This is a genomic window from Tunturiibacter lichenicola (assembly GCF_051013355.1).
In the GTDB taxonomy this organism is placed as follows: domain Bacteria; phylum Acidobacteriota; class Terriglobia; order Terriglobales; family Acidobacteriaceae; genus Edaphobacter; species Edaphobacter lichenicola_F.
This window is the reverse complement of sequence record NZ_CP132944.1, coordinates 1,708,689-1,729,970: the sequence shown is the minus strand read 5'-3', so window position 1 is coordinate 1,729,970 and position 21,282 is coordinate 1,708,689. Positions and strand designations below refer to the sequence as shown.

Below are 21,282 nucleotides of genomic sequence, written 5' to 3'. Positions count from 1 at the left end.
CAAAATTCTCCGTGTGAGCTAAAGAGTCATCTTCGGGCGAGCTGGCGGCCAGTCTCTTTCATACGCTCCGTGGCGTCCCCTGAGTCGGGCACGAGGGCGGGCAATACTGTCACGCCTGCAGCCTGGAACGCCGCTTCGACATAGGATTGCGCCTCGGTCTTCCCAGCAGCTCCCTCGGCGCCAAACGTCCACGCCTGCTTCTGAGGGAAGGTGCTCTTGTCGGCCGCTGTCAGAGCGGAGAGCAGCCCATCCAACTCCTGTTTGGGCTGCGCATCTTCCAGTCCGACGACGAAGATGTCCGCCCAAACCAAATCGGTCTCCTTCAAAGTCCCGTAGCCTTTATGCCCCACCTCAACCGCACCAGCCGCTGCGAGCCGCCGCAGCCGAATATTGGCCTCCGACTCCACTGCGCCGACACCGACGGCCAGCGCCAACTGCTCCGTGCGCTCCGTATCTGCCTGAAAGATAACAAGGACATTGCTCATCCGATTCGCTCCCTGCCGCAGCAACTCCTCTTCTGCTGGCACTGCAATCTATCCTACCGTTACGCCGAATGCCACCACCAGCAGAGGGAAAGGACGACTGCCCTTGCAGCGTCTGCATCGGCGAGGAGGAACCATGGCACCCCGAGCCGAAAAATAAATATCAAAAAGTTGGCGTATTTTTAGCGCCCCAAAAACTGGCGGTTAAAACACCACGTTAGCCACGCAACTCACCACAAATTGACCACGATTTACCACACAAAAACATACCTGATTCGTCAAAAACCCCTGCAAAAAGCACACTCCACCACGCAAAATTTTTTCCGCTACAAAAACGTGAAATCAGCCTTCGTTGTCGAGCGGCTTCCGAGCGAAGTAGTAAAGCGAAAACGCCAGCAACGCAAACATGACGACGCTGACCAAATCATGATGAAGAGGATTGTGATCGCTGAACCGCGGAATAGAACGATCCGTAGCAGCCTCGTAAAGTTTCACGCAAACCCCAAGCAATCCAACGATCCCACCAGCAGCAATCAGCCCCGAAGCATACAGCGAACCCGGCGAAATCTCAGACTCAATCGTAGCGTCGCGAGCCGTAAAGGTATTGAGGATAGGAAGCCCCGCAGGGTCAGCATGCGTGGGGTCTGTGGGATCGAAGTCAGGATGTTGCGCCAGCCAGGTCTCGCGATCAGAGTGCCACAGAGCCAAAGAAGCATCGTGTTCGAGGCGTGCCTTTTGCGCCGCATGGCGATGCATCGCCTGATCGACCATCCAGCGCATAACTCCGCCAACAAAGATAGCCAGCGTAGTTGCAATGCTGAGATACGCGCCAACAGCGAACGTAAGCGAACGAACACCAAGCATTTCAACGACGATCACGATCGCAACTCCAAGCAGAACGAGCGCCCATGGAAGTTTGCGGCTAAGGATTCCATTGATGACCGTGGCCATCAGGCGGCCTTGTGGCGCCGCGGCCTTTTCGCTGCCGATGCCCTGAATCCACTGCACCTCAATCTCGCCATTCGCAGGATTGTAGAGGTACTTACCGTCATCGAGTGTCGTTGAACCAATAGCGTTGAGAAGCAGATAGTGCTTTGCATTGGTGAGCTCCTCCTTGGCCTGGTCGGCGTTGTGCGAGGTGAGCGTGATTCTGTCATTGCCCGTGAAGTATCCATTGTTCTGTACTCCATCGGGAAGGTGATCCAACGAGAAGGCGATCGGTTTAGGCAGGCGCTGAAAGGTCTCGAGGCCCTTGTTCATCGCGTTCAGCGTGGCGCCAATCGAGAAGATGGAGATGATGACCCCGATCATGATGGCGATCTGCTGCTTCCACGGAGTTGCGCCGATGAGGTAGCCGGTCTTGAGGTCTTGCGATGTATCGCCTGCGTTGGAGGCTGCGATGCAGACGACTCCGCCGATGGTGATGGCGAGAGCGCCGAACGCCGGCGCGGTCCAGCCTTTGACGAGGAAGATGGCGGCGGTGGCCATGAGGGTTGCGATGGTCATACCAGAGACGGGTGAGGCCGAGCTGCCGACGATACCCACGATCCGAGCGCTGACGGTGACGAAGAGGAAGCCGAAGACGACAACGAGAAGAGCAGCGGCGATGTTAGCTAGTGGACCGACCTGCGCTCCGGGGATCGGCTTGAACTGCAGAAAGAGAAACATCAGCAGAATAAGAAGCAGGGAACCACCGAAGACGACAACGGGAGGAAGATCGTGCTCAGTGCGAGAGGGTTGGGCGGCAGCGGTTTTGCCGATGCCGGTCTTCTTGAATCCTTGCGTGAGCGCACCGACGATGGTGGGCAGCGTACGAAGAAGGGTGATGAGTCCAGCAGCGGCAACTCCACCTGCTCCCATCGGACGAACATACGTGCGCCAGAGATCAGACGGAGACATCTGCGTGATGAGGACGGTGCCGGGATAGAGCGGCGCAGTGAGGTGCGATCCGAAGAAGTAGATAGCGGGCATCAACACGAGCCACGAGAAGACTCCGCCTGCGAGCATGATGGCTGCGACTCGTATGCCGATGATGTAGCCCACGCCGAGGTATTCGGGGGTGCAGTCGGCGCGGATGGCGGAACCTTTGAGGAGATGTTGCGCGCCGAGGTTGGGCTGATAGTCAGGCTGGCTGGGCCAGAGTGCGAAGAGATTGTCGTTCTGGAAGAGTGTGTAAATGCCGCCGAGGCCGAGTCCAAGGAAGACACGAGATGCAAAGCTGCCACCGCGTTCCCCGGCGATGAGAACATCGGCACAAGCGGTTCCCTCTGGGTAGATGAGGTTGTCATGCTCTTCGACGATGAGTTGTCGTCGGAGAGGAATCATGAAGAGAACGCCGAGCCAGCCGCCGAAGAGCGCCAGGGCAAAGATTCGCGAGGCTTCCAGATCGAATCCCAAAAAGATAAGCGCCGGAAGAGTGAAGATGACCCCTGAGGCAATCGACTGGCCGGCATTTCCAGTGCTTTGAACGATGTTGTTTTCGAGGATGCTGGCTTTGCCAAACGCTCGAAGGATGGAGATGGAGAGGACCGAGATGGGGATCGATGCAGCGACGGTGAGCCCGGCGCGAAGGCCAACGTAGACCGTAACAGCTCCGAACAGGACGCCGAAGAGAGCCCCAAGGATGAGGGCGCGAGCGGTGAGTTCGGGGCGAGTCTCGGTAGCGGGAACAAAGGATTTGAAGCTGGGCTTGGTCGGTGTTGATGTTGCCATGTCTTGGGGTCTCTCGGTTGCTGAAGCTATTGTGGCTTGGATGGGAGTGTATCAGCGGGAGTGTGGTGAGAGTCTACTGGCCCTCGCGCTCAGGTTAGTGTTGGTTCTGAAGCCTCCAGCTGCATTACCGTCTTTTCGAGGGTAGAGAGCTTCGCACAGAGAGTTTCGCCATTCGGCTGTTGGACATTCTGGACGACTCCTCGTAGCGTGGAAATAAGAGACCCGAGCAGGAGCATCTTTCGAAACCAGCGCTCTGCAGTGTCGAGCGATCGTGTACTCGAAACAACTGCAGAACAGTGGAGTCCGTTGAATGAACGCAGCCAGTCTGGATCTAACAATTCGAGAGTTTCAACCCGGTGACGAAGTCGCCTTTCGTCGCTTGAACGAAGAGTGGATCATCCGCGAGTTTGTCCTCGAGCCTAAAGATCAATACTCCCTCGCCGATCCGCAGGGAACCATCCTCGACCACGGCGGCAGAATCTTCTTCGCTGTTCGAGACGGAGAGGCTGTCGGTTGCTGCGCGCTGGTCGCAATGGACCCAGGCGAGTTCGAAGTAGCCAAGATGGCCGTCACGCTCGCTGCTCAGGGTAGCGGCGTTGGCCGTCAGCTACTCGAAAAGGTAGTGCAGGAGGCAAAAGCCTCAGGCGCGACGAGGCTCTATCTGGAGACCAACCACAAACTTACCCCCGCGCTACGGCTCTATGAGGTGGTTGGCTTCCGGCGACTCCCGCCCGACCGTGTCGTCGCGTCCCCCTACGCCCGCGCCGATGTATTCATGGAGCTGTGGCTCGCCTCTCACTAGAAACGAAGCGCGATCCTGCGACATGAAACCAACGAGAGGCACCGATTTACGGCGCCACACCATCCGACTCGTTCTCCATCGAAGCGAGCGTAACTCTATTCCTCGATAACACCATCGTCGCAGAAGTTGGCCCAGTCTTCATTACCGACATCGCACAGAGAGAACGAGAAGGAAAACTTTCTCGCGCTCGCTGAGTCTCCAACTCCTTGTCGTCTGATGCAAAAGAGCAGCCGCGTAACCGATCAAACCAACCCGTCTCTTAATCCCACTTTAGTAACCATTTTTCTCCGCAAAAATGACCTCCAAATAGCCTCCGGAAAGCGAAGAGGCCACCCGGCAACAGGGTGGCCTCTTCTTTAGGGAGAATAGTTCCAACGGAGGCAAAGCCATCAGAACTTTCTGGCGAAATACTAAGTTTGGCGAAATGACGTGTCAAGGCTTAAACTCGCTTCTTGTAAGTCCTTACTAAATAGGCAGTTATGGGGGTTACTAAACATACAACAACCCGTCTTGTATTCGCCATACATTCGCTTTTGAGGGTGCACCCAGATATCAAACAGCATTCCTATCAGCCGCTTAGCCTAGCCCCTGCACCATCCCCGGTGCAGCTTTAACCCCACTTGGCTATCCCCGGCTCTCGGCTCCGGGAATCTCCGGCTTGATCCTCGCCGAGCCGCCGCTCAGGTCGATCCGCAGAAACTCCGGCTCCGTCGCCGCGGGCTTACCCTGAAGTACCCTGATCGCAGCCCGTCCCCCGCCAAGAAACAGCGCGAGAACGACCGCCGCCAGCGCCCCTACTCCACAGAAGACCAGAATGCTCGTCAGCAGACTGACGGTCTTGCGAATCTCAGCGTGGAACTCTGGAGGCACCGGCTTATTCCACGTCACCTCACTTCGAAGATGAATCCCTTCAACCAGCTTTTGCGCCTCGGCGGGATTCCACGCTCCGGTCGTCAACAGCACAAGCGGTCCCTCGCGCCTCAGCATCACCGTGCCGGCTGCACCGCCTTGCTGATTTACCTGCGCCTCAATCTGTCGCAGGTGATCGCCGGCGATCTGAGGCGTCGGATAGAGCAACATCGTCAGCGTACCCTTGCCCTCGTACTTCGCCGTCACCACCTCTGCTGCCTTATCGAAGCCAACGATCTCCGGCGGCAGCACGCCACCCATCGCCTGGTAGCTCACCGGGCCCAACGCGTAGTGCTGTGAGTCCTTCGCTAAACCCTTCGCCGGCAGATAGGTCGGCAGCAGCGGAGGCAGTCCCTTCGGGCCGCCCACCTTCGGCAGTCCCGTCTCGACTGTCCGCATGAGTGCTTCAGCCGACGCCGGCGGCATCTTCAGATTCGCAACCACCACCGACACGCCACTCCGAACGACATACGGCGCGCTCTTTCGCAGATAGTCATACGCCGCTGCCGCTCCCGTCGCATCGACAAACTGATAGACCGTCACGGTTCCGCCTGGCGCAGTGCCATGAGCCGCAGGGCTCTCCGCAGTTCCACGTTCGTACCGCTTGATTCCGTCTTCAATCAGTACCTGTTGAGCGGCTCCACTCCACGACGGAGCACCCTCACCCGCATCGTGATCAGGCCCACTCCTCAGCGCCACCGGCAGCAGCGGAGTCGGAGGCTCTGCCAGCATCACCTGCTGTCCCTGCAGCGGCACACCCGAAGCCCCAACCAGCGACAGGCCCAGCAGGCCCGGCACCATCACCCGCATCCGAAGAGAAACACCCATACGTTGGTCAGACTACACCAGCGCAATAACGTAAGCTAGAGCCTGCCGCTGCCAGCAAGTCACGATCTGCATCTCGCGCCGCGTTGGCATCCACGCAATCACCTGCAAAACTCACAACCTAAAGCTTCAACAATGCCGCTACTCCTTCGGGATTACCGAGGCTCCGATCCTCCATGAATTGATTAATCTCCTTCAAGTAGTTTGGGTTGTGCTCCACCGCTTTGGAAAAAGACTGAACTACCTTAACAACGTGGCCTTCGCCAAACTCCTCTCGGGTACGTCCCGCCACGCCGATCAGCAAGCCCCTGATCAGCGCAAATTGAGCCAACATCAACATGTATTCGCTGAATATGCTCTGCGGGGTATAGTGCGCGCTCGCCTCCCGGCCAAACGGAAATAGAGTCCGGTAGACATAGTTCAGCAGATAATTTTCGAGGATATGTGGGTGTCGCTCGAAGAAGGGTCTGCAATATCTCGCCTCCGCTTCAACATAGTGTTGTACGTCGCTCCCGGCAGTCGACTCCGGGGAGTATCCGATGCCTTCAAGGAACATCTCGAAGCACTCCAGAAAGCGCGCACCGCAAGAGCCGGCTCGAATCCGTTGATCGATCAGCCGCAACACCACATCCAACTGCACCGCAGGCTGCGCCGGGATCCTCTCCATCTTGTCGCGCAGCGCTCCGGTCGCCACAATCTCGCGATAGCCGGCAAGAATCTCAGGCACTGATCCATCCTGTTCTGCGCTGGTGACTGCATCCAGACGCTTACAAAGCATCCCCAGCAGAAACAGTCGCTGCCACACCGGCCGGCCACGATCTTGAATCACCGCAACCACCAGCTCCCGAACCTCCCAAAAATAACGGAACGGCTTATGCAACGAGGAACTGCCCGTAGTCGAGAGTCGTGAAAACTGGTCTGTTCGGAAGTGACCAGGAGATGCATCGCCCGCCTTCTGCGTCGAGTTTGTCTCCAGCAGAACCTGGCGCGCCGCCTCGGGGCACGACAGATAAAGAGAAACCTCCAGCTCGTTCTCCACATTGTTTAGCGCACGGGGATAGGTCGAACAGGTCGCAGACAGATGATCCGAGCCATACTCTTTCTGTACGCTGCAAAGGCTTTCTGCCGAAAGAAACGGACAACGGTTCGAAGCATTCGGCGAGATTCGCGCATACAGCGAGTCGGACGCCCCCGTCATATTAATAGAGACATACTGAGTTACCAGCGACCCGAGCCTCTCTTCCGGAAACGCCTGATACTGTTCATAGGTCTTCTTGTCGACCAGCACACTCATCCCGTGACAACACGAGTCCTCGCACCCACCACCAATGCAATGAAAGGCGCTCCCATAGCGTGGTTGAACGGGCAGCGTCTCCGGCGTCATTGATTCCTCCAGGGAGCCCGGGAGAGCGAAGCTACGATGGGCTGTGCCTGCAACTCTCCTTCATGCAGCAGGGAGCTCCGCATCAGCTAAGAGCAAACCTGAGGCCATCTCTGAGTTCCGCCAGATTGGAGGAAGTTAAGAATCTCGTAAGCTAGTTTCCGCTCGCCCGCTCCGTCGGCACACGTGCCCCACTCAGTCCACTCTCGTACTTTGCGACACCTTTGTACAGACTCTCCGCCACGCGCTCCCGATACTCCGGCTGCTGCAACTGCCTCGCGTCCTTCGCATTGGTGACAAATGAGATCTCCGCCAGAATCGACGGCATATTCGCACCGATCAGTACCACAAACGGAGCCTTCTTCACCCCGCGATCCTTCAGCCCTGCGTTCCCCTTCTGCAGACCGCCATACAAACTCTGTTCCACGTCCGCCGCAAACTCTCGCGACTCGGCGATCTTATCCTTCAGCGCAATCTTCTTCACCAGATCGCTCAACTGATGAATCGACTGATCCGAAACAGCGTTCTCGCGAGCAGCCGTCTCCAGCGCATCCGGCGACGACGTGAAGTTTAGATAATAGGTCTCCACTCCGCGCGCGCTCTCATCGGGCGACGAGTTCGCATGAATCGACAGAAACAGATCGGCCTGCGCTTTGTTTGCAATCGCCGTCCGCGTCTCCAGCGGAATGAACGTGTCATCCGACCGCGTATAGATAATCTCCGACCCCAGCCGGTCATGCAGCAGCTTACCCAACCGCAGCGCCACATCCAGCACCACATCCTTCTCCTCGATGCCGTCCACCCCCAGCGTCCCAGAGTCATGGCCGCCATGTCCCGCATCGATCACGATGCGCCCGACCTTCAATCCCAGCGCCCGCACCATCGACGTCTCGCCGTCGGCCATCGGTACAGCCGCCTTTGCCGGAACCGCATCAATATCCTTCTTACTACGCCGCAACTTCTTCGTAGTCGGCACCGGTACCGCAACATCCACACCCGCACTCGCTACACTCGCCGAGCCGCCTGTCGAACCAGTCGCCCCCGACACACCACCGCTCGCCTTACCAACCGTTCCAGGATCCTTCACCACCGCCACTACCGCAGAGATCGGCTGCGAGGTAGGCTGCGTCGTCGCCTCAACCCTCCCCGGCTGCGCACTCAACGCCGCAACATCAAACGAACTCGCCGACTTCACCGCCGTCGTATTCGGCACCGTGGGAGCCGCCGCCGCAGCCCTCTGCATCGGAACGTTAACCACCGGAGCAGCAGGCTCAGCCTTGCTCCCTCCATGAATATCGATGATCAAGCGATAAGGATTCGGCAGCAAAAACGCCGAGTACTCCGTCACGTCATTAACATCCAGCACCACGCGCGTCATATCGTTCGAAAACTGTGCCGCTCGAATCTTCTTCAGAAACCCATCGTCGGTTACGGTGAAGCTCTTACCTACCAACTCCTGCGCCAGCCGAGTCCCATGCAGATCAAAGTAGATCCGATCCGGATTCGGCACTCGCGCCGCCTCATAGGTCACATCGTCGCCCAGGTCGATCGCCACCCGCGTATAGTTCGGCGTCGACCAGTGACGAATCCCCGTCACCTGCGCCATCTGTCCATGCCGTTTCGCCGACGTCCTGGCCACGTGCATCGGAACAGCACTTTGATCACCCGGTATTCCAGCGCCACCCGAGGCAGCATCGACCGATGCATCCGCAGGCGCTGCTGTCCCACGCCGCTCGGCAGCTCCCGCGTCACCCAAACCGTAACCAACAACCTTCGCATCCCGCGCACCCGACGAAGTGCCAGCACCAGGCACCGAGCCTGCACCACTCTCCATCGAAGCAGGAGCAGTCGGAACCGGAACACTCGCAACCGGAGCCGACGCAACCTGTTCCCTACGCCCTGCCCCCTGATCCAGCGAGGCCAGCCCAGCCTTCGCCTCCTCCGCCAGCGCGCTCTTCGGATACTGCTTCACCAGCAGCGAATATCTTTCTCGCGCCGCACCCGCATCATGCAGATCGTTCTCATAGATCTGCGCCTCGGCCAGCAGCGCCCCCACCCTCAGCGAGCTCCCCGGATACTGCGTCCGCAAAAACTCATACTGCCCCACCGCCGCCTTCAAACTCTTCGCATCATGCAGCCCGCGCCCCTGCTCCGTCAGCAACTCCGCCACTGCATTCACGCTATCGGGAGCGTGCACATCCCCCGGCGCCTCGTGATACACCGTCCGAAACCCATCCATCGCCTTCGCGTAATCGGCTCGTGTGCGCGTCCCCTCCGGAATCGCCTCCAGCGTCTCCAGCCCTCGCTCCGCCTGCTCCCACGGAGTCAGCTCCACACGCCGCCGCGTCGCGTTTGCAGGCAGCACCTGCACCATCGCGCAGCTCAGCACCACCGCGCAACCCCCGCACCACCACCAATTGCGAATTTTCTTTCCTGGGCCCATTGTCTTTTTTCAAATCGACAGACAGCCTAAGTTTAAGAGACCCCACCCATCAACGCGTGTGAAAAGAACCCCCGTACACCCCCCGATACCCCCACATACAAGCCATTGTGGATCTGCATATCTGTTACCCAATAGCCATCCATATTCCAGTACCGCATCCGCCATCCGCGCACATCGCAAGCCAAAAAACTTCCTGTACACTAACCCGCATGGTAGATATCGATCTTCTCGTCGAAGCTCTCCGCAAGCGCGGCCATAAGGTAGAAGGCGTCTTCAAAGTCCCCGACAACGCCGGCGACTACGAACTCATCGTAGACGGAAACACCCTCAACCTCGCAGAGACCCGCCAGCTCCTCGAATCCGAAGAACCGAAGTAGCCAAACCAGCCAAGCGATCACCTGACAGTCCCGACAATAAAGTTGGGTGGCCCACCTTACAGTCTCACCAGAACAAAACCGGGTGGCCCATCCTTTGCAGTCTCATCGCAAAGGATGGGTTATTCGCGAAGCGAACCGCCTCTGACAGATTCACCACAGCCGGGTGCCCCAAATCTCGATTCTGAGATGTGAGCATTCGCGCCACGCGCGAACCGCTCTCCTATCTCAACCACCAATCCCCGAACTAAGCCAGCAACCCTGCCACCACCTCAGCCGCACCCTTCAACGCAGCATCCAGCGACCCAACATCACTCCCACCCGCCTCCGCCAGATCAGGCCGTCCACCACCCTTACCTCCAACCTGAGCAGCCAGCAACCCAACAATCTTCCCCGCCTGCACCTTTGCAGTCAGATCCTTCGTCACGCCGCAAATCAGAGAAACGCCCAGCGAACCCTTCCCGTCCACTACCGCCGCCCCCAGCACCACAACACCCGAGCCCAGCTTGCCGCGAAGCTGATCCACCAGCTCCCGCATCTGCGCCTTCTCAATCCCATCCACTCGCTGCGCCAGCACCTTCACGCCCTTCACCTCAACCGCCGACGAAGCCGCATCCGACACCGAAGCCGAAGCCGACTTCATCCTTACCTGATCCAGCTCCCTCCGCAGCTTCTTCATCTCCTCTTCCTGCGCCGCAATCCGGGCACGCAACGCATCCGCAGGCGCAACCGCATCTGAAGAAGATCCCACAAACGACCCCACCACCTTCGCCACATCAAAGTCGCGTCGGAACTCATGCAACGCGCCCGTACCCGACACCGCCTCCACGCGCCGCACGCCCGAAGACACCGACCCCTCACCCACAATCTTGATCAGTCCAATCTCGCCCGTAGCCCCCGTATGAATCCCGCCGCAAAGCTCCGTCGAAAAATCACCGATCTTCACCACCCTCACGCGCTCGCCGTACTTCTCGCCGAACAGCGCCATCGCCCCCAGCTCATTCACCGCAACATCGATCGGCACATCCACCATCGTCTCGACCTTCGTATTCCCGAGCACCTGGCCGTTCACAATATCCTCAACCTCCTGCAACTCCTCCTCGGCCACACCCGCAAAGTGCGAAAAATCAAACCGCAGCCGCGTCGCATCATTCAGCGACCCCGCCTGCTTCACATGCTTCCCCAACACCTCGCGCAGCGCCGCATGCAGCAGATGCGTCCCCGTATGATTCCGCGTCGTCGCCACCCGAGTCGTCGCGTCCACCACGGTATCGACCGTATCGCCCACCGCAATCGTCTGGTTCGCCCTCACCTTATGCGCAAACACACCCTGCACCGGCTTGGTCGCGCCACTCACCTCAGCCACCACTGCGTTGTGATCCCCCGAGTACAACCACCCCACATCCCCAACCTGACCACCCGAGTCCGCATAGAAACTCGTGGCATCCAACACCACCTCACCGGTCTCGCCGCCCTTCAACTCCGGCACACCAATCCCATCCTTCACCAGCGCCAACACCCGCGCCCCATCCACCCGCAGCGCGCTGTACCCTTCAAACTCCGTCTTCGGCAACTCCCGATAAACCGGCGCCGCCGACTTCTGCGACCCACCCTTCCAAGAAGCCCGCGCCCGCTGCTGCTCCTCTGCCATCGCGACTTCAAAACCTGATTGGTCAAATATGATTCCGCGATCTCTTGCAGCGTCCGTCATGAAATCTAGGGGAAGTCCGTATGTTTCATATAAGTGGAAAGCGTCGGTACCTCTAAATACTCGCGTCTCCGCAAGTTTCTTCATTAGGGCAAAATAGAGCGCCGACCCGAAATCATCCCCGAGCGTTTGGAGAAAAACTACGCGGATCACTTCCGGATCAAGAACCACACCCTCATCCGAAACTTCGTTAAGCGCCTTGACGACGCTTGGTTTTGTCTTCTGATCAAGCTCCTCTACAAATGATTGAAGCTTCTCATCGTTAATTTCACTTGCTTCGTCGAGAAATTTATCCATTTCACGAACTGCGGCGGATAGCACCCGAGCAAACTGCTGCTCTTCCGCGAGCACCACCTTACTCACGCGCTCGGCGCTCTCCTTCAACTCCGGATAAGCCACCTGCATCTCATCTCGAACCGCAAACACCATCTCATGCATAAACGGCTTCTCCTGCCCCAGCAGCCGTCCATGCCGAATCCCTCGCCGCAGAATCTTCCGCAGCACATACCCCCGGCCATCATTCGCAGGATTCACTCCATCCGAGATTAGGAATGTAGCAGCGCGCGCATGATCCGCGATGATTCGGAGCGATGCGTTTTCCAATAACCCTTTGTCGATTTCGTTCTGAATTAGCGCCTCTTCGGCTTCTGTTCGAATCGGAGGCAACGCATCGTGCGGCCCGGTAGGCCAAATGTGCGCTTGGGGACGCGTTCGCTGTTCGGTCAATTTAGCTGCTGCTTTAATCAGCGGCGTAAACAAATCCGTCTCAAAGTTCGACAGCACTCCCTGCAACACCGCCGCAACCCGCTCCAACCCCATCCCCGTATCAATCGAAGGCTTAGGCAGCGGAGTCAGCGTCCCATCGCTGCTCCTATCAAACTGCATAAAAACCAGATTCCAGATCTCGACATACCGCTGCTCATCCTGCGGAAACGGCTTATCCACCCCTGGCTCCTCAGCCGCCTCAATCCCCAGGTCGTAGAAGATCTCACTACAAGGCCCACAAGGCCCCGTATCCCCCATCTGCCAGAAGTTATCCTTGGCCGACATCCCAAAGATGCGCTCTTTCGGCACTCCCGTCTCAATCCAGAACTGCTCCGCCTCATCATCCCGCGGAACCTTCGCATCACCCTCAAACACCGTCACGTAAAGCTTCGCCGGATCGATCCCAAAACAATGATCGTGATTCGTCGTCAGCAACTCCCACGCATAAGCAATCGCGTCCTTCTTGAAGTAGTCACCAAACGAGAAGTTCCCCAGCATCTCGAAGAACGTATGGTGCCGCCGCGTAAACCCGACGTTCTCCAGATCGTTATGCTTGCCCCCGGCCCGCACGCACTTCTGCGAACTCACCGCCCGCGTATAGTCCCGCTTCTCGTTGCCGAGAAAGACATCCTTAAACTGATTCATCCCCGCATTGGTAAACAGCAGCGTAGGATCGTTCGCCGGCACCAGCGAAGAAGAGTGCACCCGCCTGTGCCCCTGTCCGGTCGTTTCGGACACCTTACCCTCAAAAAACCGTAAAAAGTCTTCCCGAATCTGGCTACCCGACCTATAGTTCATAGAACTTGAGTTTATCAGCGCAGCGCGCAGTGGAGCGTCCTCAGAATGCGTTTCGTCGCCTTTGCTTTTCTCTGTCTGGTGTCAATAGTCAGCCTCCACGCGCAGGATGTTCCCTGCAGAGACGTCAGAATTAGCAATTCATCTTTGCCGACCTATGCACCCATTGCTCTGGCAGCCCATATACAAGGAGCAGTTCGATTCAAAGTCACGTTATCAGCCGACGCAGTGGCTTCAGTTAATCTGATTGACGGGCCACGGTTTCTTGTCGGTACTGCGACCACCTACATCGAAGGTCGGAGATATCACTGGGCAACCGGAAATGAACACACTCCGTGCTCCTTCACCGCAACCGTGGAATATCGAATCATCACCCCAGAGTCCGATGAAGTGAACAATTTCTTGCGCGTAACTGTTTTAGGAATTAATCGCACATTAGTAGAAGTGCAACCAATCAAACCGAGTTGCAACGATTGCAGTAATGACAACTGTCCGCTCGAAGGCATGACCGAATCGAAATCGATAACCTATCCGGCGATGGCAAGGGCAGCCCGTGTCGAAGGCGATGTCAGTGCTCGCGTCGCGTTTGATGGCAAAGGAGAGGTTACCGCTATAGATCAATGGGTGGGTCCAGAGATGCTGAAACAATCAACTGAAGATTATCTTCAGTCATGGCGGCTCAAATCGCTTCCGTCTTATCAGGACTCATGCCACATGACCGTCCTAATAGAATACAAACTAACCGCTGCGACAGAGGTCGTAAGCAGTGATGTCCACATATTTAAAGCGGACCCGACACACATCTTGGTGGAAGATCACCCAGTACTAATCGTGGATCCTGCATCGCAAACCCCAACTCACAAAACGAAACGTTTCGGGCTCTTCTGACGGATGAGGAGACAACATGATCGTCGCTACCACGCCTACAGGTGCAATTGGCCAGCAAGTCCTCGAAAAGCTTCTCGACAGCGGCAAGGCTGTCCGCGTGATTGTGCGCGATCCTTCACGCCTGCCAGCGCGCACACGCGAGCGGGTGGAGGTAATACAGGGATCGCATGCTGACAGCGAAGTTGTCGACCGAGCATTCGAAGGTGCCGATTCCGTGTTCTGGGTGGTGCCGCCTGACTTCCAGACCCACAACTTTGAGACGCGGTACGTGGAATTCGTAAGACCGGCGTGTGAGGCATTCAAGAGCCATGGTGTGAAACGGGTTGTCTCAGTTTCGGCCCTTGGACGCGGATGGCCTAAGCCTGCCGGGCTCGTGTCCGCGTCGGTGGCGATGGATGATCTGATTGCGAGCACCGGCGTGGGCTTTCGCGCACTGACGATGCCCTCGTTTATGGATAACTTTCTTCGCCAGGTTGATCCCATCAAGAACCAGGGCATGTTCTTCTCGCCGATGTCCGGAGACCGAAAGGCCCCAACGTGCGCGACGCGCGATATCGCAGCGGTCGCGGCAAAACTGCTGCTCGATTCTTGGTGGAGCGGGACCGGCAACGTGCCAGTGCTTGGCCCTGAGGATCTGTCGTGCAACGAGATGGCGCAGATCATCTCTGAGGTGCTGGGAAGACCGGTTCGCTTTCAGCAGATCCCATTCGAGGCCTTCAGGGCGAGGCTGATCGAGTCCGGAGCGTCCGAGTCGATGGCCACGGGCATGGTGGAGATGATGGTGGCCAAGAATGAAGGTCTCGACAACATGGAACCCCGAACCGCGGAGTCCACCACCCCCACTAGTTTTCGGCAATGGTGCGATGAGGTATTGAAGCCTGCTGTGCTGCGCTAGCCATCCCATCCAGCAATCGACAACATCTGTCCCCGCTCCCCCGACCGCTGCAAGCAGTAAGCCTCTGGCACCGGCATAGGAGGCGGCGCAAAATGCAGATACACCGGCACCTTCCAATGGGATCGTCTTCATCTCAACTTAGCCGCCGTTCACCAACCAGAGTTTCCTAACCACTAACCACCCACCAGCCCCGGCACCCACGTATGCCCCTCCATCAGAAAAACCTCATCCTCCGTCTTACGCAACCCAGCAAACTCCCCGCGATGCTCCACCATCACCATCGCACTCACCAGCGCATCGAACGCATCCTCTGAAGCCCGCGCCTTCGCCATCACCAGCCGCGAAAGCCCGGCATACATCGCACTCTCCCTCCGCTTCTTCGCCAGATATGCCGTCCGCGCCACCTCCGAGCTCTTCGTCACCGCCCCCGTCATCAGCCGCGTATAAATCTCCACCACTGTCGGCGCCCGCTTCACATCGGGCTCGTCATACGGCCAGATCCGAAACCCAGCCTCACGCAACACGATCAACCCCGGCATCCCCCGTAGCGAAGCCGTCCCCACCGCTCCCGCCCCGCCAATCTGAAACACCGACTTCGGTGCAATCCCCGCAATCTTCGCAATCTGCAGCGGATCAGTCATCTCCGCCCTAACCTTTAACCCCGTCTCCACCCTCCGCAACATCCGGTAGGCATGCGGGCCACAAAACTCTGGCGGCTTCTTCCCATGCCGTTGCGAGCCCGGTATCCCCCAAAACCGCACATCCGAGCAGTCCCGATGCAGCCACTTCTCACCCTGCCCATCCGCAACCAATCGCCAAAACTCCGGAGCCGACCCAATCCCCAGCTCCTTCAAAAACCAGGCCGGATAGCTAAACGTAAAATCAAACCCCACCACCATCCGCGGCGTCTCCTCGCTCATCTCAATCAGCCACGCAATCAACTCCTCCCGCGTTCGCCCACCTTCGAGCGTCACTCGACCCGTCGCAGCCGTCCAAACCCCCGCCCAGATCTTCCTCCTCTGCCCCGGGCCTTTATCGCCCGACCAGTCCACCCCCACCACCCGCTGTAACCCACGATCAACCATCCTCCTATCATCCACCCAACGGAACTTTTACCCCGTCCCAACCGTTAATCTCACAGGAGAGAAAAACACCGATGCTCAACTTTTTGCTCTTTCTGATCCTCATGGTCGTCTGTTGGCCCCTCGCCCTCGCGGCGCTTCTCCTGTATCCGCTCATCTGGCTCATCCTCCTGCCCTTCCGCCTCGTCGGAATCGTTGTCGGGGGCACCTTCGAGCTCATCGGCGCCCTCTTCATGCTTCCCGTCCGCCTCCTCCGCGCGATCTAAGCGTTTTCAAATGATCCGCATCAGCAGAAAATAGATTTATGACTGGCACGCGCATCGACAAGTGGCTCTGGGCAGCTCGCTTCTTCAAAACCCGCGAGCAGGCCTCCAAAGCCTGCGACATGAACCGCATCACCTCGAACAACATCTCCGCGAAACCGTCACGCGAGGTGCGCATCGGCGACATGCTTCACATCAAAAACGAAGGCGGCGAGTACGACGTAGAAGTCCTCGCCCTAAGCCAACAGCGCGGCTCCGCTGCAATCGCACAAACCCTCTACCGCGAAACAGAAGAGAGCAAAGAAGCGCGCCGTAAAGCCGCCGAAGAGCGCAAGCTCCTGGGACCAATGGCATACGCCGCACCATCAACGCGTCCAAGCAAACGCGACCGCCGCCTAATCCACAGCTTCCGAGGAGACTACTAACCACATCTCTCTTCCGAGCATAGCGAGGACCGCGCGAAGCAATCACAAGTCACGAAGTGACCGCCCCACGCGCAGTGGGCCCGTCCGGCAGGACACTCTCACTCACTCATCATCCTCATTCTGCTTCGCATAAGAATCCGAATCCCCAGCCCTCTCCTCCGGCTCGGCATAAGAATCCGAATCGTCCCCGCCCTCAGAAACACCCACCAAAGCCTCCTCCGGAAGATCCCACGCCCGCAACACCTTAAAGATCGCATTCGAAGAAAACCCCGCCCGCAGCAACCGATTCATCGTCCGCACGGTCTCTTTCTGCGCATTCACCCCACTCGGCTGCTTCATCCGCTTCCGCGCAATATACTGCCGAGCGAGCACCACCTCATCGACATCCTCATACGCACTCTCAAGCGTCGACGCGACCAGTTCCTTCCCCACGCCCTTCATCATCAGATCCTGCTGCACGCGCCTCTTGCCAAACTTCTCATGCTCCTTCCGCACCCGCGTGTAGTCTTCTGCGAACCGCGTGTCGCTCAAGTAATTCAGCTCTTTCAGCCGAACAACCACTGCATCCATCGCGCGCACCCCGGCCTCACCCTCCTCTGCGCGAGCCCTCATCAACCGCCGCAGATCGCGCTCCGTCCGCATCCGCCGCGCCAGCAATCCCACCGCATGCTCAAACAAACCAGCCTCACCCACTGGCTCCCGCTTCTTCGGTCGTGCAAACGCCATCGAAATCCCCCGACACCATTGTCGCGCAGGTTATGACTCTGCTTCTCACCTACCTCGTGACTCAAATGAAAACAAGACCCACGCATCCCCTCCACGTTTGAAAGCAACCGGGTGGCTCTCTTCACCTGTAAACAACGAAATCGTCTCTGCCCAAAACAGTCGCGCCACATCATTCTTCTGCATCACTCGAACCTCCCACACTCCTGGAAACCGCTTCCACACCTCCAGCGCCGCCTGTGTTCCAACTCCCCATCTCCTACATCCACGGACAACAAAAAACTCGGCCATATCCCAGACCGCTTCCGCCTTTGAGATCCCCGGGCCTCGTTTCACCAAAACGAGCCCGGCAAGACTACCATCCACCCTGATAAGAAACGGATATCGTCCCGCTTCGGTCCAGTAAAGCGGAAGCGCTTCATAGCCAAACCTGCCATCTTCTCTTAGGTTCAGTCTTCGTAGCTCACTAAAATCGTGTGCGTACAGCTCCAGCAGGTTCGCCATAACAGGCTCTTGCTCCCGTGTAGCGGGAAGAACTTCGAGCTGCCGAGATGTCGCCATGCGAACCTTGCTCATAGCCTGCATCCAAGGCGGGTGCCTCCAGCACTGACCATCCACTGCACCCTAAGGCACAACATTCAGCGTCAGCTCATTTGACTTCACCACGGCGCTCCCGACCTTCCGCGACACCTGCACCGTATACCGTCCTGGCCTGTTCAAATTCACCAGCTTCGCAATATGCGCCGTCTGCACGGTCGTTCCACTCGGCTGCACATAGTCCACCGTCCTGCTCTCCGACTGCTGACGCTGCATTGCCTCACGGCCATACTCCGTCTCCTCCATCACATGCCCTGCTGCGTTCCGCACCTCAATTCGATACGAGAACTCTGGATTATCCATCCCCGGTTTGTGTCCAAACAAGATCTGATGATCCGAAACATTCTTCAGCGTAATCATCACCCTCGCATCCGACCCCACCTGCACCTCATTATCAGGAGCGCTCAGCGTAATCGTGAACTCCGCGCCACCAGCCCCACTTTGCGTCTTCGCTCCAGCGGACGCAGGCGCAGGTGCTGCAACGACCGAAGATGGAGCCGGAGCAGAAGGCGCAACCACCTTTGCCTTCGCGCCCTTGGCAGGAGGAGCAACAGGCGCAACCGCCGCAGGCAGCGGCTGCGTCTCATCCAACTCTGCAGGTTTCGACTGCCCCGTCCTCGCCGACGCCGCTGCCTTAGGCGCAGCCGCAACCGGCGCTGCATTCACCACAGGCGCAGCAGCCGGAGCACCCGTCCCATACACATTCGTCTTCGTCCAACGATCGCACCAGTCCCCAACCACCTCATACCAAAGCTTCGAGTTCTGAGGCTTCAACACCCAGTGCCCCTCATCCGGAAAATAGAGCATCTTGCTCGGCACATTCATTCGCTGCAGCGCCGTAAACAGCTGAAACCCCTCCGACACATCCAGCCGATAGTCTCTCTGCGAATGAATCACCAGCGTCGGCGTCTTCGCACTCCTTATCGCCAACAACGGCGACCACTTCCTGAACGGATCCTCCGCCACCGGTTTATCGAAGTATCTCCACGGCTGCCCCGGAGTAGCCTCACCCGGATTTCTAAACTCCCACTCGTTAAACCAAAGCTCCTCCGTCGTCCCATACGCACTCTGCGGATTGAACATTCCATCATGCGTCACGATGCAAGCAAACCGGTCCGTATGCGTCAGAATCCAGTTCGCCATAAATCCGCCGTAGCTCGCGCCCAGCGCACACTCTCGCGTCTTGTCGATGAACGGATACTGTCCCTCCGCATAGTCCAACCCCTTCATCAGATCGACATACGCCTTCCCACCCCAATCGCCATTCACTCCATCGATAAACGCCTGGCCATACCCAGTCGACCCACGCGGATTCACCATCACCACCACATACCCACTAGCCGCCATCAGCTCCGGATTCCACCGATAGCTCCACGCATCGCCCCATGCACCCTGCGGTCCGCCATGAATCAAAAACTTCAGCGGATACTTCCGCGCACGATCGAACTTCGGCGGTCGAACAATAAATCCCTGCACCGTTGCATTCGCTGCCCCGGTAAACCAGAACGACTCCATCGCGGGCAGATCCAATAAAGCAAGCAGGGAATCGTTAACATGCGACAGTACAACCGGAGTCTGCAACCCAACGGGATTTCCTGTCTTGTCGTAGACCTGCGGCGGGAGCAGCACCACCTCAGACGGCCGATTCACCAGCATCCGTGTCGCTACAGCCTGCCCGTCATGCAATGGATGTATGTCGGAAAACTCTCCAGCCTCGTCGAATCGCGTTCTGAACTCGTAGCTACCGCCGTGCTCATTCGCAGACACCGTCCCGTACGACTCCTCTCCCTTCTGACCACTCACAAAGATCAGGTGTTTGGAGTCGTCCATCCACACAAACTCATCCACCCAGGTATCCAGCTTGGGCATCAGCTCCTTCGTCGTCCTCTTCGACCGATCAAACAGCGTCAAGCGAAAACGATCACTCTCATACGCAGCCCGCGCCTGCGAACGAAACGCAATGTACTTCCCGTCCGGCGAGTAGGCTGGCCCATCATCGCTCCCCGGCGAAGTAGATATCTTGCGCGCTCTCTCCCCGGCATCATCCAGCAAAAGCGTAAACACGTCGTTGTTCGTACTCACCGCTGGAACAAGATCAAGATTGGTTACATAAGCAATCTCCTCCGACCCCGGAGCCCACGCATATCCGATCGGCCCACCCAGCGTAAACGGCGGCGTCTCCGCATCGCCGACATCCCGCCGCGGCGTCAGATCGCGCACCGCATTCCCATCATTCGCCGATACTACCAGCACATGATTCCGCTTCGGCCCAACATAGCTGTTCCAGTGCCGATACAGCAGATGTTCGAATACCTGCGCCTTGACCGGATTCGCCGCCTCAGCGTCATCCTTCTTCTTGTCGCAAAGATCCTCGTCCACCCATGACGTCTCATCGCTGCACTCCGGATGCACCCGCGACGCAAACAGAATCCGCTTCGAGTTCGGCGACCACACCGCTCCATCCGCCTCCGAACTCACAGTCGTCAGCCGCTTCGGTGTTCCCAGTGTCCCCGCCGCCTCATCCCACGAGGCAAGAAAGATCTGCGACAGTCCGGTCGCACTATCCGCAGCGATAAACGAAACCTGCTTCCCATCCGGCGAGAACCTTCCATCCGACTCGCCTTCCTTCCAGAAGGTCACCTGTCGTTCTGCATCGTGCCCGTCACTCCGCGTAGCAGTAGAAGTGCCCCTGAACGAAGCCGAGGTCCCCGTGTCCGTTGAATTGTCGTTTTGCAGCCCGCCTTTTTGGTTGTCATTCCGTAGCGAAGTGGATGAATCTGCTTTTGCATTGTGCCCACCCAGCGGAACAACCCAAAGGTGATTGACCTTCGAGTTCTTCTCGAGATCAACCTCCGTCACCGAGAACATCACCCACTTGCCGGACGGAGAAACCTGCGGATCGCTCACCCGCTTCATCTGTTGCAGATCCGCAAACGTCATCGGACGTCTTCCCGCGGCAGCGTTCGCCCCAGCCTGCGCCAGTCCGACGGCGCACATCCCAGCCAAGCTCGCCGCCATCGCCCCAACGCAAAGAACGTGAAGCCCATGACGTCCACGACGCCCCAAAAACACTCGATCCATCATCGCGCCAGTCTAAACCGCAACCGCGCGACCGCAGCCAAAGGGGGAATCAAGGAGAAGACAGGGGTCGCGGCCATCGCCAACGCAAAAAATATTTATGGAAAAGCTGGCGCATTTTTTAGAGCGCGCAAT

At 57.9% G+C, this 21,282-nt stretch carries 16 protein-coding genes; 6 read left to right on the top strand and 10 right to left on the bottom strand.

Annotated elements, in window-relative coordinates:
• Positions 1-26 precede the first annotated feature (26 nt).
• Together RBB82_RS07405 and RBB82_RS07400 are read right to left on the bottom strand one after the other, a co-directional pair.
• Entirely contained in the window at positions 27-527 is a 501-nt protein-coding gene (locus RBB82_RS07405) for a hypothetical protein (RefSeq protein WP_433974478.1), read from the bottom strand.
• 297 nt (positions 528-824) lie between these two features.
• On the bottom strand, positions 825-3,194 hold the full coding sequence (locus RBB82_RS07400) for an OPT family oligopeptide transporter (RefSeq protein ID WP_433974477.1): 2,370 nt from the start codon (positions 3,192-3,194) through the stop codon (positions 825-827).
• Between the two features lie 310 nt (positions 3,195-3,504).
• On the opposite strand from RBB82_RS07400, the gene RBB82_RS07395 reads away from it, so the two are divergent.
• Complete coding sequence (locus tag RBB82_RS07395) at positions 3,505-3,996, top strand: GNAT family N-acetyltransferase (RefSeq protein WP_433974476.1); 492 nt, start codon at positions 3,505-3,507, stop codon at positions 3,994-3,996.
• Between the two features lie 624 nt (positions 3,997-4,620).
• On the opposite strand, the gene RBB82_RS07390 is transcribed toward RBB82_RS07395, so the two are convergent.
• From RBB82_RS07390 to RBB82_RS07380, 3 genes are all read right to left on the bottom strand, one after another.
• Positions 4,621-5,733 carry a DUF6599 family protein gene (locus RBB82_RS07390; RefSeq protein ID WP_433974475.1) on the bottom strand — a complete coding sequence of 371 codons (1,113 nt, stop codon included), beginning with the start codon at positions 5,731-5,733 and terminating at the stop codon, positions 4,621-4,623.
• Positions 5,734-5,851: 118 nt separating this feature from the next.
• Positions 5,852-7,114, bottom strand: a complete 1,263-nt coding sequence (gene fliB, locus RBB82_RS07385; protein ID WP_433974474.1) for a flagellin lysine-N-methylase — start codon at positions 7,112-7,114, stop codon at positions 5,852-5,854.
• Between the two features lie 151 nt (positions 7,115-7,265).
• Positions 7,266-9,554: an N-acetylmuramoyl-L-alanine amidase gene (locus RBB82_RS07380; protein ID WP_433974473.1), complete on the bottom strand. Its 2,289-nt coding sequence runs from the start codon at positions 9,552-9,554 to the stop codon at positions 7,266-7,268.
• Positions 9,555-9,763: 209 nt separating this feature from the next.
• On the opposite strand from RBB82_RS07380, the gene RBB82_RS07375 reads away from it, so the two are divergent.
• Positions 9,764-9,931, top strand: a complete 168-nt coding sequence (locus tag RBB82_RS07375) for a hypothetical protein (protein ID WP_433974472.1) — start codon at positions 9,764-9,766, stop codon at positions 9,929-9,931.
• A 244-nt stretch (positions 9,932-10,175) separates the two neighbouring features.
• On the opposite strand, the gene alaS is transcribed toward RBB82_RS07375, so the two are convergent.
• Entirely contained in the window at positions 10,176-13,199 is a 3,024-nt protein-coding gene (gene alaS / locus RBB82_RS07370; RefSeq protein WP_433974471.1) for an alanine--tRNA ligase, read from the bottom strand.
• Positions 13,200-13,244: 45 nt separating this feature from the next.
• Here alaS and RBB82_RS07365 point away from each other — a divergent pair, with 45 nt between their 5' ends.
• Positions 13,245-14,084 carry an energy transducer TonB gene (locus RBB82_RS07365; RefSeq protein WP_433974470.1) on the top strand — a complete coding sequence of 280 codons (840 nt, stop codon included), beginning with the start codon at positions 13,245-13,247 and terminating at the stop codon, positions 14,082-14,084.
• A 16-nt stretch (positions 14,085-14,100) separates the two neighbouring features.
• A complete protein-coding gene (locus RBB82_RS07360; RefSeq protein WP_433974469.1) occupies positions 14,101-14,979 on the top strand; it encodes an NAD(P)H-binding protein in 879 nt (292 codons plus the stop codon).
• Positions 14,980-15,152: 173 nt separating this feature from the next.
• Here RBB82_RS07360 and RBB82_RS07355 read toward each other — a convergent pair whose 3' ends face one another.
• On the bottom strand, positions 15,153-16,064 hold the full coding sequence (locus RBB82_RS07355; protein WP_433974468.1) for a hypothetical protein: 912 nt from the start codon (positions 16,062-16,064) through the stop codon (positions 15,153-15,155).
• Positions 16,065-16,135: 71 nt separating this feature from the next.
• Between RBB82_RS07355 and RBB82_RS07350 the strand changes: the two genes are divergently transcribed.
• Both RBB82_RS07350 and RBB82_RS07345 read left to right on the top strand, forming a co-directional pair.
• Positions 16,136-16,327: a hypothetical protein gene (locus RBB82_RS07350; protein ID WP_433974467.1), complete on the top strand. Its 192-nt coding sequence runs from the start codon at positions 16,136-16,138 to the stop codon at positions 16,325-16,327.
• A 38-nt stretch (positions 16,328-16,365) separates the two neighbouring features.
• A complete protein-coding gene (locus RBB82_RS07345) occupies positions 16,366-16,749 on the top strand; it encodes an RNA-binding S4 domain-containing protein (protein WP_433974466.1) in 384 nt (127 codons plus the stop codon).
• Positions 16,750-16,851: 102 nt separating this feature from the next.
• Here the strand turns inward: RBB82_RS07345 and RBB82_RS07340 are convergent, their stop codons facing one another.
• From RBB82_RS07340 to RBB82_RS07330, 3 genes are read right to left on the bottom strand one after another with little or no spacing between them, the layout of a single operon-like run.
• Positions 16,852-17,475, bottom strand: coding sequence for a regulatory protein RecX (locus tag RBB82_RS07340; protein ID WP_433974465.1), 624 nt, complete (start codon positions 17,473-17,475; stop codon positions 16,852-16,854).
• Positions 17,476-17,520: 45 nt separating this feature from the next.
• A complete protein-coding gene (locus RBB82_RS07335; protein ID WP_433974464.1) occupies positions 17,521-18,048 on the bottom strand; it encodes a GNAT family N-acetyltransferase in 528 nt (175 codons plus the stop codon).
• A 48-nt stretch (positions 18,049-18,096) separates the two neighbouring features.
• Entirely contained in the window at positions 18,097-21,153 is a 3,057-nt protein-coding gene (locus RBB82_RS07330; protein WP_433974463.1) for a prolyl oligopeptidase family serine peptidase, read from the bottom strand.
• Positions 21,154-21,282 lie beyond the last annotated feature (129 nt).

What these genes read in the sequence shown, in the direction of transcription:
- RBB82_RS07400 (WP_433974477.1), bottom strand. Translation starts at nt 3,194, where the DNA reads ATGGCAACATCAACACCGACCAAGCCCAGCTTCAAATCCTTTGTTCCC.
- RBB82_RS07395 (WP_433974476.1), top strand. Translation starts at nt 3,505, where the DNA reads ATGAACGCAGCCAGTCTGGATCTAACAATTCGAGAGTTTCAACCCGGT.
- RBB82_RS07390 (WP_433974475.1), bottom strand. Translation starts at nt 5,733, where the DNA reads ATGGGTGTTTCTCTTCGGATGCGGGTGATGGTGCCGGGCCTGCTGGGC.
- fliB (WP_433974474.1), bottom strand. Translation starts at nt 7,114, where the DNA reads ATGACGCCGGAGACGCTGCCCGTTCAACCACGCTATGGGAGCGCCTTT.
- RBB82_RS07380 (WP_433974473.1), bottom strand. Translation starts at nt 9,554, where the DNA reads ATGGGCCCAGGAAAGAAAATTCGCAATTGGTGGTGGTGCGGGGGTTGC.
- RBB82_RS07375 (WP_433974472.1), top strand. Translation starts at nt 9,764, where the DNA reads ATGGTAGATATCGATCTTCTCGTCGAAGCTCTCCGCAAGCGCGGCCAT.
- alaS (WP_433974471.1), bottom strand. Translation starts at nt 13,199, where the DNA reads ATGAACTATAGGTCGGGTAGCCAGATTCGGGAAGACTTTTTACGGTTT.
- RBB82_RS07365 (WP_433974470.1), top strand. Translation starts at nt 13,245, where the DNA reads ATGCGTTTCGTCGCCTTTGCTTTTCTCTGTCTGGTGTCAATAGTCAGC.
- RBB82_RS07360 (WP_433974469.1), top strand. Translation starts at nt 14,101, where the DNA reads ATGATCGTCGCTACCACGCCTACAGGTGCAATTGGCCAGCAAGTCCTC.
- RBB82_RS07355 (WP_433974468.1), bottom strand. Translation starts at nt 16,064, where the DNA reads ATGGTTGATCGTGGGTTACAGCGGGTGGTGGGGGTGGACTGGTCGGGC.
- RBB82_RS07350 (WP_433974467.1), top strand. Translation starts at nt 16,136, where the DNA reads ATGCTCAACTTTTTGCTCTTTCTGATCCTCATGGTCGTCTGTTGGCCC.
- RBB82_RS07345 (WP_433974466.1), top strand. Translation starts at nt 16,366, where the DNA reads ATGACTGGCACGCGCATCGACAAGTGGCTCTGGGCAGCTCGCTTCTTC.
- RBB82_RS07340 (WP_433974465.1), bottom strand. Translation starts at nt 17,475, where the DNA reads ATGGCGTTTGCACGACCGAAGAAGCGGGAGCCAGTGGGTGAGGCTGGT.
- RBB82_RS07335 (WP_433974464.1), bottom strand. Translation starts at nt 18,048, where the DNA reads ATGAGCAAGGTTCGCATGGCGACATCTCGGCAGCTCGAAGTTCTTCCC.
- RBB82_RS07330 (WP_433974463.1), bottom strand. Translation starts at nt 21,153, where the DNA reads ATGATGGATCGAGTGTTTTTGGGGCGTCGTGGACGTCATGGGCTTCAC.